This is a genomic window from Oharaeibacter diazotrophicus (assembly GCF_004362745.1).
Classification (GTDB): Bacteria; Pseudomonadota; Alphaproteobacteria; order Rhizobiales; family Pleomorphomonadaceae; genus Oharaeibacter; species Oharaeibacter diazotrophicus.
On record NZ_SNXY01000007.1, the window covers coordinates 379,092 to 391,590 of the forward strand.

Annotated in this window: 11 protein-coding genes; 3 read left to right on the forward strand and 8 right to left on the reverse strand. The window is 70.4% G+C overall.

What is annotated here, in order from left to right:
• Positions 1–22 precede the first annotated feature (22 nt).
• Complete coding sequence (locus EDD54_RS10295) at positions 23–751, reverse strand: polysaccharide deacetylase family protein (RefSeq protein WP_126541085.1); 729 nt, start codon at positions 749–751, stop codon at positions 23–25.
• A gap of 209 nt (positions 752–960) precedes the next feature.
• On the opposite strand from EDD54_RS10295, the gene EDD54_RS10300 reads away from it, so the two are divergent.
• Positions 961–1,323, forward strand: coding sequence for a DMT family protein (locus EDD54_RS10300; protein WP_126541086.1), 363 nt, complete (start codon positions 961–963; stop codon positions 1,321–1,323).
• Between the two features lie 149 nt (positions 1,324–1,472).
• Here EDD54_RS10300 and EDD54_RS10305 read toward each other — a convergent pair whose 3' ends face one another.
• Positions 1,473–2,177, reverse strand: coding sequence for a c-type cytochrome (locus EDD54_RS10305; protein WP_126541087.1), 705 nt, complete (start codon positions 2,175–2,177; stop codon positions 1,473–1,475).
• Positions 2,178–2,301: 124 nt separating this feature from the next.
• A complete protein-coding gene (trhA, locus tag EDD54_RS10310) occupies positions 2,302–2,967 on the reverse strand; it encodes a PAQR family membrane homeostasis protein TrhA (RefSeq protein ID WP_126541088.1) in 666 nt (221 codons plus the stop codon).
• A 464-nt stretch (positions 2,968–3,431) separates the two neighbouring features.
• On the opposite strand from trhA, the gene EDD54_RS10315 reads away from it, so the two are divergent.
• Entirely contained in the window at positions 3,432–5,099 is a 1,668-nt protein-coding gene (locus EDD54_RS10315) for a HAMP domain-containing methyl-accepting chemotaxis protein (RefSeq protein WP_165644426.1), read from the forward strand.
• Positions 5,100–5,179: 80 nt separating this feature from the next.
• On the opposite strand, the gene EDD54_RS10320 is transcribed toward EDD54_RS10315, so the two are convergent.
• From EDD54_RS10320 to EDD54_RS10340, 5 genes are all read right to left on the reverse strand, one after another.
• On the reverse strand, positions 5,180–6,748 hold the full coding sequence (locus EDD54_RS10320) for a GMC family oxidoreductase (RefSeq protein WP_126541090.1): 1,569 nt from the start codon (positions 6,746–6,748) through the stop codon (positions 5,180–5,182).
• Positions 6,749–6,808: 60 nt separating this feature from the next.
• Positions 6,809–7,381 carry a gluconate 2-dehydrogenase subunit 3 family protein gene (locus tag EDD54_RS10325; RefSeq protein ID WP_126541091.1) on the reverse strand — a complete coding sequence of 191 codons (573 nt, stop codon included), beginning with the start codon at positions 7,379–7,381 and terminating at the stop codon, positions 6,809–6,811.
• A 66-nt stretch (positions 7,382–7,447) separates the two neighbouring features.
• Positions 7,448–7,843 carry a VOC family protein gene (locus EDD54_RS10330; protein WP_126541092.1) on the reverse strand — a complete coding sequence of 132 codons (396 nt, stop codon included), beginning with the start codon at positions 7,841–7,843 and terminating at the stop codon, positions 7,448–7,450.
• A 134-nt stretch (positions 7,844–7,977) separates the two neighbouring features.
• Positions 7,978–8,283 carry a ribbon-helix-helix domain-containing protein gene (locus EDD54_RS10335; RefSeq protein ID WP_126541093.1) on the reverse strand — a complete coding sequence of 102 codons (306 nt, stop codon included), beginning with the start codon at positions 8,281–8,283 and terminating at the stop codon, positions 7,978–7,980.
• A 187-nt stretch (positions 8,284–8,470) separates the two neighbouring features.
• A complete protein-coding gene (locus EDD54_RS10340; RefSeq protein WP_126541094.1) occupies positions 8,471–10,837 on the reverse strand; it encodes a HAMP domain-containing methyl-accepting chemotaxis protein in 2,367 nt (788 codons plus the stop codon).
• 578 nt (positions 10,838–11,415) lie between these two features.
• Between EDD54_RS10340 and EDD54_RS10345 the strand changes: the two genes are divergently transcribed.
• On the forward strand, positions 11,416–12,432 hold the full coding sequence (locus EDD54_RS10345) for an ABC transporter substrate-binding protein (RefSeq protein ID WP_126541095.1): 1,017 nt from the start codon (positions 11,416–11,418) through the stop codon (positions 12,430–12,432).
• Positions 12,433–12,499: the final 67 nt, after the last annotated feature.

Below are 12,499 nucleotides of genomic sequence, written 5' to 3' on the forward strand. Positions count from 1 at the left end.
TCTACTGCCTACTGCCTACTGCCTACTTCCCCACCGCCTCCACGTCGTCCAGCCGCACGAAGCGCCAGCCGGCGGTGCGGAGGGTCTCGATGCCGTCGACGACGCCGGCGCCGGCGGGGCGGCCGGGCTGGTTGATGTGGGCGATGACGACGTCGCCGGGGCGGGCGGCGGCGATGCGGCGGGCGACGGTCTTCTCGGGCAGCGAGGCGCCGACGTCGGCGTTGAGCGAGTAGCCGGCGACCCGGTAGCCCTCGGCCTCGATGGCGGCGACGGCGTCGGTGCTGTAGCGGGCGGTGGCGCCGCGGAACCAGTGCGGCGCGACGCCGGTGGCGGCGAGGATCGCCGCGGCGCCGCCCTCGACCTCGGCCTTGACGGTGTCGAGGTCGCCGGCGGTCTTCAGGCCGAACACGAAGGAGCGGTCGGTGACCGCGGGGATGTGGTCCTCGCCGTGGTCCTCGATCTGGAACAGGTCCGGACGGGCGGTGAAGGTCGCCATCGCGTCGGCGTTGCGTCGGATCCAGCGGTGGGTGACGAAGATCGTCGCCGGGATCGCGTTGGCGACGAGATAGTCGCCGATCCGCTTGTCGAAAGCACCCGAACAGGCGTCGAAGGTCAGCGCCACCACCTTGTCGCCGGCCGTCGGCGGCACCAGCACGAGGCGGGGTTCGACGTCGCCGGCGCGGGCGGGCGGGGCGCCGGCGAGCGCGGCGAGGAATGCGAGGGCGGCGAGGCGACTACGGAAGGGCGGCACGCGGGAACGCTCCGGGGCGTGGGATCGTTCTCCCGATCGACCGTGGCTTGGGCGAAATCATGGCCGTCGGGGTCGCCGGCCCGGTCGGCGGACGCGGGCCAGCCCTGCGCCGAAGCGCTGGTCACCACGGCCGGAACGCGGCATCACGTCCGCAGTCGTACCGACACGCCCCGCAACAGTCCCCGGACGAGCCACGGAACCACCCGGTCATGAACCTGCTGCTGTCGCCCCAGATCGCGCCGATCGTCCTCCTGATCAGCTCCAACCTGTTCATGACGCTGGCCTGGTACGGCCACCTCAAGTTCACCGACAAGCCGCTCTGGATCGTGATCCTGGTGTCCTGGGGCATCGCCCTCGTCGAATATTGCCTGGCGGTGCCGGCCAACCGCATCGGCATCCAGGCCTATTCGGCCGCCGAGTTGAAGACCATGCAGGAGGTCATCACCCTCGCCGTGTTCATGGTCTTCTCGGTGTTCTACCTGCGCGAGGCGATCACCTGGAACCACCTGATCGGCTTCGCCTTCATCGGCGTCGGCGCCTTCTTCATCTTCAAGGGGCCGCTCGGGCACTGATACCTATCTCGCACAAGTCCCGACTTGTCGGGACTTGTGCGAGGCTTCGGCCATACGGCCGGCACCCGGTCGGGCGCTCCTCGCCCGCAATGCTCCGACCAGAGGTCGGAACTTTGCGAACTCGGTATGATCCCGCCGCGGCCGGACTGTCACTGGCCGCCCTCGGAGATCGAGCGCAGGTAGGCGACGAGGTCGTAGCGCTGGCGCTCGCCGAGGCCGATCACCACGCTGGTGCCCATGCGGGCGCCGGGCACGAGCGCCTGCGGGTCGCGCAGCCAGGACACCAGCAGCGGGTAGTTCCAGGTCCGGCCCCAGTCGGTCAGCGCCTGCGAATAGGAAAAGGTCGTCAGCGAGGCCGCCTTGCGGCCGAACACGGCGAACAGCAGCGGCGCCGATCCCTGGCCGTTGGGCTGGTGGCAGCCCTGGCAGCGGCTCTCGAACAGCGTCCGGCCGCGCGTCCGGCTGCCGAAGCTGCGCAGCAGCACCTGCCGGCTCGCGGCGGCGCCCTTGCCGGCGACGGTCGGCGTGATCGCCAGATGGCCCGAGACCGTGCCGAGCCGGCGCGGCAGGGCGTTGTCGGCGGTCAGCGTCAGCGTGACGCCGGCGGGGGTCGCGGTGGCGGTGGTGCGGTCGATCGCGAGACCGTCCGGTAGGCCCGTCACCGCGAACGGGATCGATCCCTCGGTGCTCGTCACCTTGATCCGGATCCTGGCCGGCCGGAAGGTGGTGTCGTCGTAACGGTCGAAGGCGAAGGGGCCGGTCGTCACCACCAGCCGGCCCGACGCAGCGGCGGGCAGGGCGGCGAGGAGGGCGAGGAGCGTCGCCAGCGCGGCGAGGATGCGGTGGGGCGGCAAGGGATCGTCTCCGGCGTGCGTGGCGTCGCCCCGCCATCCTGGGAGGCGGGGCTTGCCGAAGCGTATCCCGAATCCGTCGAATCGCGTAGAGCGCAGGGCGATCCGGACGGCGCTCCGCCGCGCGTCAGGCGCCCTGGGTCAGCACGAGGCAGTTGAACACCGCCGCGTAGTGCAGGCCGGCGCCGGCGACGACGAAGCCGTGCCAGATCGCGTTCTGGAAGCGCAATCTGTCCCAGACGTGGAAGATCACGCCGGCCGAGTAGACCAGCCCGCCGGCGAGCACCAGCGGCAGCGTGCCGGCGCCGAGCGCGGTCTCGAGCTCGGGCCATGCCGCGACGCCGCTCCAGCCGAGCGCGAGGTAGACCAGGATCGCCAGCCGCTCGAACCGGCCGGGGAAGGCGCACTTCAGGACCACGCCGGCGATCGCCGTCGCCCAGACGCCGGCGAACAGCCCGATCGCGAACGGGCTCTCGGGCAGGCGGGCCAGGAAGGGCGTGTAGGTCGCCGCGATCAGCACGAAGATCGCGGAGTGGTCGACCCGCCGCAGCACCCACTTCACCGGACCGCGCGGCCACATGTTGTAGACGAGCGACGCGGTGAGCGCCCCGACGAGGCCGAGCCCGTAGACCACGGCGACGACGACGTCGGCGCGGTGCTCGGTCGACGCGGTCGCCACCAGCAGCGCCACGACACCCACCACCGCGAGGGCGAGGCCGACCGCGTGGACGATCGCATCGGCGATGGTCTCGTGGCGGTCGTAGATCCGGACGAGCTCCGCGAAGCCGTTCATGGCGTCTCCTCCTCCGTGTCGGCGGCCGGCGTCCCGTTCCGGGACATGGGCATCATCGCCGCTGCCGGCGCGCGCTGTCCACCCCATGCCAAGCAGACGCCGTGCCGCACGCCGGGCGGGACCGGCTTGCGGGGAGCGATGCGGAAAGGGCCGGCGAGGGCTAGTCTCGCCAATATGTAAAGCTGGTAGTTGTTTAATGACGGACGTAAAATTCGAGTCGATCCGGTTCCGATTGGTCAAGTATCAATTGTCTTAGCGTATCTTGAAGCAGATCTCGGGTCGGCCGGGGCCGTATCTCACGTCTCGACGTGCGCGGGGAAATACGCACGTCGGCCCGACGTCGGAACGGACGCGCGGGATCGGCGGCGCGGAGCCGTAAAATCCGTGGAATCCGGGCAACCGGATCGCAAGCGATCGGTGATCATTCGAAGTGAATGGCTCGCCGGGGCCTTCGGGAGAACGACGTGAAGATTCGTACGCGACTGATCGCCAGCCTCGCCCTGCTGGCCCTAGCGCTCGGCGTGGTCGCCTTCGAGGGCTGGCACGCCCTCGACGTCTCGAACGAGGGGACGCGCACGATCGTGGCGGACCGGGTCGTTCCGCTCGAGCAGCTGAAGACCGTGTCGGACAAGTACGCCGTCGACATCGTCGACACCGCGCACAAGGTCCGCAGCGGCGCGCTGACCTTCGAGCAGGGCGGACAGGGCATCCGCCGGGCGCTGCTGCTGATCGAGCAGGACTGGGCCGCCTACGAGGCCACGACCATGACCGACGAGGAACGCGCGCTGGCGAAGGAAGCGCGCGCCGGCATGGACCGCGCCGCCGAGCCGATCGGGCGCCTGCTCGCGATCGTCGACGCGCGCGACGCCGCCGCGCTCGACGCCTTCGTGACGCGCGAGCTCTATCCCACCATCGACCCGATCGGCGGCCCGATCGGCAAGCTGGTCGACCTGCAGATCCGAGTCGCACGGGAGGAGTTCGCCCGGTCGGAGGCGACGACCGCGACGTCCAAATGGACGATGGCCGCGATCGGCACGGGCGCGCTCGCCGTGCTGGCCTGGGCGGTCCGCACCGTGCTCGCCGGCGTGTCGCGGCCGCTGTCGCGCATGGAGGACGCGATGCGGCGGCTCGCCCACGGCGATCTCTCCGTCGAGGTGCCCCACGTCGGGCGTGCCGACGAGATCGGCGCGATGGCCGCGGCCGTCCAGGTGTTCCGCGACAACGGGTTGGAGCGCGCGCGGCTCGAGGCCGAGAGCGCGGCCGAGCGCGAGGCTCGCGAGCGCCGTGCCGCCCGGGTCGAGCGGATCATCGCCGCCTTCGACGCCGACGTCGGCACGATCCTGCGCACGGTGACGGCCGCCTCGTCGGAACTCGAGGCCACCGCCGGGGCGCTGTCGGCGACCGCGGAGGAGAGCGCCCGCAGCGCCACCGCCGTGGCGGCCGCCTCGGAGGAGGCCTCCACCAACGTCGAGACCGTCGCCGCCGCCTCGGAGGAACTCGCCGCCTCGATCGGCGAGATCACCGGCCAGGTGCAGTCGTCCGCCCGCGTCGCCGACGAGGCGATCGTCGCGGCTTCCGCCACCGAGGGCACCGTCCGCGGCCTCGTCGATTCGGCGGAGCGGATCGGCAACGTGCTGCAGCTGATCTCCGCGATCGCCGAGCAGACCAACCTGCTCGCCCTCAACGCCACGATCGAGGCCGCTCGCGCCGGGGAGGCAGGCCGCGGATTCGCGGTCGTCGCCGCCGAGGTCAAGGACCTCGCCGGCCAGACCGCCAAGGCCACCGGCGAGATCGGCGCGCAGATCCAGGAGATGCAGGCCGCCACGGGCCGCGTCGCCACCTCGATCCAGGCGATCGGCACGGTGATCCGCCGGATGTCGGACAACGCCGCGGCCATCGCCGCCGCCGTCGAGCAGCAGGGCTCCGCCACCAAGGAGATCGCCCGCAACGTCGCCCAGGCCTCGGCCGGTACCCAGCAGGTGACCGCCAACATCGCCGGCGTCACCGAGGCGGCGACCCACACCGGTGCCGGCGCGACCCAGGTGCTGTCGTCCTCGGGAGAACTCGCCCGCGGCGCCGAGACGCTGAAGGGCAAGGTCGACGGCTTCTTCGCCGAGATCCGCGCCGCCTGAGGGGGCGCGAACGACCGGCCCCGGCCGCGGGAACACCGCGGCCGGGGCCGTCTCGTCTCGCCACCCGGCGGATTTCGTCGTCAGATCGATCCGGCGGCCATCTCGCGGGCGATGAAGTCGGCCTGCCGGATCGCCAGAGCGACGATCGTCAGGGTCGGGTTCTCGGCGCCGCCGGTGGTGAACTGGCTGCCGTCGGACACGAACAGGTTCTTGATGTCGTGCGTCCGGCCGTGCTTGTCCACCACGCCGTCGGACGCCTTCTCGCTCATCCGGTTGGTGCCGAGGTTGTGCGTCGACGGATAGGGCGGCGTCGGGAAGGTGCGCACCGCGCCGACGGCGCGGTAGAGCTCCTGGCCGCGTTCGTAGGCGTGGTTGCGCATGGCGACGTCGTTGGGATGGTCGTCGAAGTTGACGTTGGCGACCGGCACGCCCCACTTGTCCTTGGCGTCGGACAAGGTGATCCGGTTGCCCTCCTGCGGCATGTCCTCGCCGACCAGCCACATACCGGCCATGTTGGAGTAGCCGTCGAGCGCCGAGGTGAACTCGCGGCCCCAGGCGCCGGGATCGAGGAAGGCGGCCATGAACGGGATGCCGAGCGACAGCGTCTCCATCTCGTAGCCGCCGACGAAGCCGCGGCTCGGGTCGTGCCGGGCCTCGTCGCGGACGATGCCGGCCATGGTGGTGCCGCGGTACATGTGAACCGGCTTCTCGAACACGGCGTAGACCGACCCGGTCATGTGGCGCATGTAGTTGCGCCCGACCTGGCCGGAGGAGTTGGCGAGGCCGTCCTTGAACATGTTGGAGGCCGAGTTCAGCAGCAGTCGCGGGCTCTCGATCGAGTTGCCCGCGACGCAGACGATCCGCGCCTTCTGCCGCTGCTCCTTGCCGTCCTTGTCCATGTAGACGACGCCGGTGACCTTGCCGGACGCGTCGTGCTCGATGCGGGTGACGTGGCTCTGCGGCCGCACCTCCATCTTGCCGGTTGCCTCGCCCTTGGGGATCTCGGTGTAGAGCGTCGACCACTTGGCGCCCCACTTGCAGCCCTGGAAGCAGAAGCCGGTCTGGTGGCACTTGTTGCGGCCGTCGCGCTCCACCGAATTGATCGCCATGTGGCCGGTGTTGCATTCCTTGTAGCCGAGCTTGTCGGCGCCGGCCTTCAGGATCTTGAAGTTGTTGTTGCCGGGCAGGCCGGGCAGGTCGTTGGTGCGCGTCACGCCCATCTTCGCCTCGGCCTTTTCGTACCAGGGCTCGAGGTCCTTCAGCGTGATCGGCCAGTCGAGGAGGTTGGCGCCCTCGACCTTGCCGTAGGTGGTCAGAGTCCTGAACTCGTGCTCCTGGAAGCGCAGCGAGGCGCCGGCCCAGTGCGTCGTCGAGCCGCCGACCGACTTGACGATCCACGCCGGCAGGTTCGGGAAGTTCTCGTGGACGCGCCAGCTGCCGGAGGTGGTGCGCACGTCGGTCCAGGCGAGCTGCGAGAAGCTCGCCCACTCGTCGTTGACGAAGTCGTCGTACTCGTGCCGGGCGCCGGCCTCCAGCACCACGACGTCGATGCCCTTCTGCGCCAGTTCGTTGCCGAGCGTGCCGCCGCCCGCGCCGGAACCGATGATGACGACGACGCCGTCGTCGTCGAGATCGTAGGGAGCTGCCATGATCGTGTTCTCTGAATCGATTGAAATTTCGAGGGGACGAGGTCGTCGCGCGGACGGGCGTCAGAGCCAGTCGATGTCGTCGAAGCCGCGTTCGAGATAGCCGCCCTTGGAATAGGATTCGCCCTCGTAGCCGAAGATCGGCCAGACGTCCTGCTGGTTGTAGAGGCTGACCACGAGGTCGGAGCGGACCGCCTGGAAGAAGGCGCCGTCCTCGATCTTGCGCAGCAGCGCGACGCGCTCGGCCTCCCAGCCGAGGCCGACGTAGCCGTTCGGACCGGCGGCCTCGTCGAGCCCGGCGACGCCCTCCTCGATCAGGGAGCGGTGCGCCGAATCGGCGCCGGCCTTGTCGTCGTGGCCCTTGACCGCGATGGCGTAGAAGCGGTCGGCGATGCGGTCGTGCGGGTAGATGTCGCGCGCGAGCTGGATCAGCGTGCGCATGGTCTCCGGCTTCAGCGCCTTGACCTCGACGGCCCAGGCCTCGCCGGCGTTGAGCAGCGCGTTGCCGGCGACGACGGTGATCGCGGCGGCGAGGCTGAGCTCGGACGAGCGGCGCAGGAACAGGCGCCGGCTGATCGGCCGCCGCGCCGGTCCGTGGCCGTGGGGCTCGTCGTGGTGGTGGTGATGGTGGTCCATGGGGTCTCCTCCCGGGCGCCGGCTGCTTCGGCCGGTTCGCCTCGATTGTGCCGAACGGCCGTCCGGTCAGCGGAACCGGCCGAGCTTCTGCAGGACTTCGATCTTGTAGCCGTCGGGGTCCTCGACGAAGAAGAAGCGGGCGATCAGGCCGGCCTCGGTCTTGAACTCGACGATCTTGCGGGGGTTGAAGCCGGCGTCGGTGAAGCGGGCGTGCTCGCCGTCGAGGTCGTCGACGACGAAGGCGACGTGGCCGTAGCCGGTGCCGAGGTCGTAGGGCTCGGTGCGGCCCTTGTTCACGGTCAGCTCGACCTCGAAGGGCGCTTCCGCGTTGCTCATGTAGATCAGCGTGAAATCGGGGAAGTCGAGGCGGTCGGCGACCGCCAGCCCGAACGCACGCGCATAGAAGTCCACCGACCGCGCCTCGTCGAGGACGCGGATCATCATGTGTATCGCCTTGGCCATCCCGCCTCCGTCGGTCTCGGTCCGCCGTCGTTCCCCGGTTCGGAAACGTCGACGCAAAGGAGATTACGGAGCCGCCGCGCGGTGTAGGTGTTAACCCGATACCACGGCGCGCCAACGCGGGCGCGGGGGCACGGTCAGGCCGCGGCCCGGTCGGCCTCGTCGCGGGCGGGGGTCACAAGACCGCGCTCGAGCGCCAGCAGGCAGATGCAGCGCAGGTGCGAGGTGAAGTTCTGCGCCTCGCCGCGCAGCGCCAGCACCTCGCTGTGCAGCGTCGAGATGAAGCGCGGCACCGAGGAGAAGCCCTGCTGCTCGGCGACCAGCGCGAGGATGTCCCAGAACACCTTCTCGAGCCGGATGCTGGTGCTCTGGCCGTTGAGGCGAATCGACCGCGTCTCCGACGCGTAGCTCTCGGGCGGTTGGTTGGCGAAGAAATGGCACATGCCGTCCTCCCTGGACCATCGGCGCGACCGGCGGATCCGTCTCCCTCGAAGGGGCTCTTGGCGGCGGGATCCTTCCGGCGCGAAAGGGGAGGATAGGGCGGGACGGCCGTCCACTCCATGCTTCTTTGGAGGATTTCCAACCTGCGACGACGACGTCGCCGACGGCTCGCGCCGCGGCGGCCTTGGCTCACGCCGCGGCGACGTCGTGGAGGAAGCGGTGGATCGCGGCCTCGAGCTCCTCGGCGGTGGCCGCCATCTCGCCGCCGGCGTCCATCACGGTGCCGGCCATGGCGCTGGTCTCGGCGACGGCGTCGCCGAGACCGCCGACGTCGTCGGCGACGCTGCGCGAGTTGGAGGCGACCTGCTGCACCGTCGAGGAGATCGCCGCGGTGGCCGCCCCCTGTTGCTCGACGGCGGCGGCGACACCGGCGGTGTGGGCGCCGATCTCGTCCATGGTCGAGACGATGCCTGCGATGGCGTCGACCGAGGCGATCGTCGCCGCCTGGATCGCCGCGATCTGGCGCGAGATCTCCTCGGTGGCGTCGGCGGTCTGCTTGGCGAGGCCCTTGACCTCGCCGGCGACAACCGCGAAGCCCTTGCCGGCCTCGCCGGCCCGGGCCGCCTCGATGGTGGCGTTGAGCGCCAGCAGGTTGGTCTGGTCGGCGACCGCCTTGATCATCCGCACCACGTCGCCGATCCGGGTCGCCATGCCGGAGAGGCCCTGGATCTCGCCGTTGGTGCGGTGGGCCCGGCCGAGCGCGTCGTCGACGACCGACTTGGTCCGCGTCACCTGACCCGCGATCTCGGCGATCGAGGCCGACAGCTGTTCCGCCGCCGCCGCGACGGCCTGGACGCCGTGGGCGGCCTGCTCGGTCGCCGAGGTCGCCGACGTGGCGCGTTCCTTCGAGCTCTCGGCGATGCCGTCGAGCGAGCGGGCGGTGGTGCGCAGCGCCTCGCCGGAGGTCGTCACCGCGGTGACCAAAGAGGTCGCGCGGTCCTCGAAGCCGGCGATCAGCGCTTCGAGCTTGGCGTTGTGGGCCTCGCGGGCGGCCTGTTCGGCGGCGGCCGCGGCCTCGAGGCGCCGGCGTTCGACCGCGTTGTCGCGGAACACCGCGACGGCCCGGCTCATGCCGCCGATCTCGTCGCGGCGGGTGGCGTCGTCGACGGTGACCGAGACGTCGCCCTCGGCGAGGCGGCCCATGGCCGCGGTGAGGCGGGCGATCGGGCGGCGGATCAGCAGGATCAGGCCGAAGCCGACCAGTGCCGACAGCACCACGGCGACCGCGAGGGCGCCGGTGATGGTCGCCGTCGCGGCGCGCTCGTCGGCTCCGGCGGCGGTGTCCTGCGCGTGCACGATGCCGTTCATCGCCTCGCTGGCGGCGCCGAGCCCGGCGTCGATGGCCTCGACGCCCTGGCGGAACGCGGCGTGCGCGACCGCCACCGCCTTCACCTGGTCGCGGAAGCTCGCGTAGATCGGCTGCATCGCCGCGTCGAAGCCGGCGAGGCCCTCGATGGCGCCGCCGTCGTTGGCGATCTGCTTGGAGGTGGCGGTGACGAGACCGAGCTGGGTGACGACGTTGCCGACCGCCTTGTCGGAGATCGCGCCCTGGAAGCGCGACACCTCGACCTCGAGCTTCTGCGTCATCGCCGCATAGCGGATCGCGTTCTTGTTCGACGCCGAGGCCGCGACCGCGCGCACCGCGACGTCGGTGAAGCCCCGGCTCGCCTTCTCAGACGCGGCGGAGGCGACGTAGACGAGCTGCATCGCGACGGCGCGGACGGCGGCGGCGGCCGGCTTCACCGCCTCGCGCGGTCCGCGGCCCTCGACCGCGGCCGTTGCGGCCTCGCGCATCGCCGTGACGGCCGCCTTGACGTCGTCCATCGTATGCGGCGCGCCCTTCGGTACGGCGGTCGCGCCGCGCCGCATCGCCTTGGCGACGTCGACCGCGAGCACGGTGGCGTCCTCGGGCGACGCGGGCGCGGCGAAGCGGGCGTCGACGGCGTCGACGTGGACCAGCACCTCCTGGAGGGCGCCGAGCAGGCGCGAGGAATCCTTGACGACCTGACGCAGCGCGTTCTCTTCGGCGGTGACGGCCTTCAGCGTCTTGGTCGAGATGTCCTCGAGCTTCAGGCTCTGCCCCTGCATCTGCTTCAGCCCGTCGAGCACGGCCGTCTCGGCGGTCACCTGACGGTCGTGCGCGGCGGCCGCGGCATCCAGGCTCTCCGACATGGCGGCGAGCGACGCGGCGACGCGGGCACCTTCCGGCGAGGAGGCGTCGACGGCGGCGGCGAGGGTGGCGACGTCGGCGCGGATCGCCGTGGCGAGGGCGGGATCGCCACTGCCGGCATAGGCCTGGGCCTTGGAGGTCAGTTCCTGCAACGATCGCATCGCGGTCGCGACGCCCGCGCTCTGTTCCATGCGCGCCCGCAGCGCCGAGGTCGCCAGGATGCCGGCGCCACCGACGGCCGCGGTGATGGCGAGGACGACGCCGAAACCGAACACGATCTTGGCGCTGATCGAGGCGTTGGCCAGACGTCTGCCGATGAAGGTCACGACTTGCTCTCCGCTGGTGTCCTTGCCACGGCAAACTAGTCGTCCATTCAAAAACGAACGGTTAACGTTGGAATTCCGTAACGATGGGGACAAGTTCCCGCGGCGATCGAAGCGGCGCGGCCAAGGTGGATCGCGGGGTCGTCGTTCGTTCGGCTCGGGCCTCTACCTCGGCACGACGCTCGAGATCGGCACGACGACCATCCCAATGGTGACCTCGACGGAGGATCCGGCGGGAAGAGAGTGGAGAATCGTGCAAAATACCGATCGTTGTAGAACAAACCGCAGACAGGTCCGACGGCTGTCCCGTATCGGGTCTACCGTGGCGCCGTGGGCGAGCCGGCCGTCGCGGCGTGTGCCGTGGAGCGGAGCGCGCCATGGTTCGGTAATGATGGGATCTCGTCAGGATCGGGCGGAAAAAACCGAGGCCGACGGCGGCGATCCTCTAGGCACCCCCGCGGTTCTCGGACATGATGCGCCGGCCGGGTCGGAGGACCCGGAGCAATAACAAGGCGCTGCCGTGGAGGAGACGGCCGTGCCGCGCCGTTCTCGCGAAGGGCGGTCGTCAGGGAGGAAGATCGATGAAGTTCGCAACGATGCTGCTGGCGTCGGCGGCGGTGCTGGCCGTCGCCGTTCCGATGTCCGCGTCCGCCGACACCTCGGGCAAGAAGATCGCGCTCTCCAACAACTACGCCGGCAATTCCTGGCGTCAGGCGATGCTGACGAGCTGGGACAAGGTGACCAAGGAGGCCGTCGCCGCCGGCGTGGTCGCCGCCGCCGACCCGTTCACCACCGCCGAGAACCAGGCGACCGAGCAGGCCGCGCAGATCCAGAACATGATCCTGCAGGGTTACGACGCCATCGTGATCAACGCCGCCTCGCCGACGGCGCTGAACGGCGCGGTCAAGGAGGCCTGTGACGCCGGCATCGTGGTCGTCTCCTTCGACGGCATCGTCACCGAGCCCTGCGCCTACCGCATCGCGGTCGACTTCAAGGCGATGGGCCTCAGCGAGGTCGAATACCTCGCCAAGAAGATGCCGCAGGGCGGCAACCTGCTCGAGATCCGCGGCCTCGCCGGCGTCTTCGTCGACGACGAGATCTCCGCCGGCATCCACGCGGGCGTCGAGAAGTACCCGCAGTTCAAGATCGTCGGCTCGGTCCACGGCGACTGGGCGCAGGACGTCGCCCAGAAGAACGTCGCCGGCATCCTGCCGAGCCTGCCGGAGATCGCCGCGGTGGTGACCCAGGGCGGCGACGGCTACGGCGCGGCCCAGGCCTTCGCCGCGGCCGGGCGGCCGACGCCGCTGATCATCATGGGCAACCGCGAGGACGAGCTGCAGTGGTGGAAGCAGCAGAAGGACGCCAACGGCTACGAGACCATGTCGGTCTCGATCGCGCCGGGCGTCTCGACGCTCGCCTTCTGGGTCGCCCAGCAGGTGCTCGACGGCCAGACCGTGTCGAAGGACCTCGTCGTGCCGTTCCTGCGCATCGACCAGGACAATCTCGAGCAGAACCTCGCGACCACCCAGAAGGGCGGCGTCGCCAACGTCGAATATTCGCTCGACGACGCCAAGAAGGTCATCGCCTCCGCCAAGTGACGGGACCCGGCGCGCACCCGGCCGGTCCGGGTGCGCGGCTCCGGCGCGGCGCCTCGCCGCGCCGGCC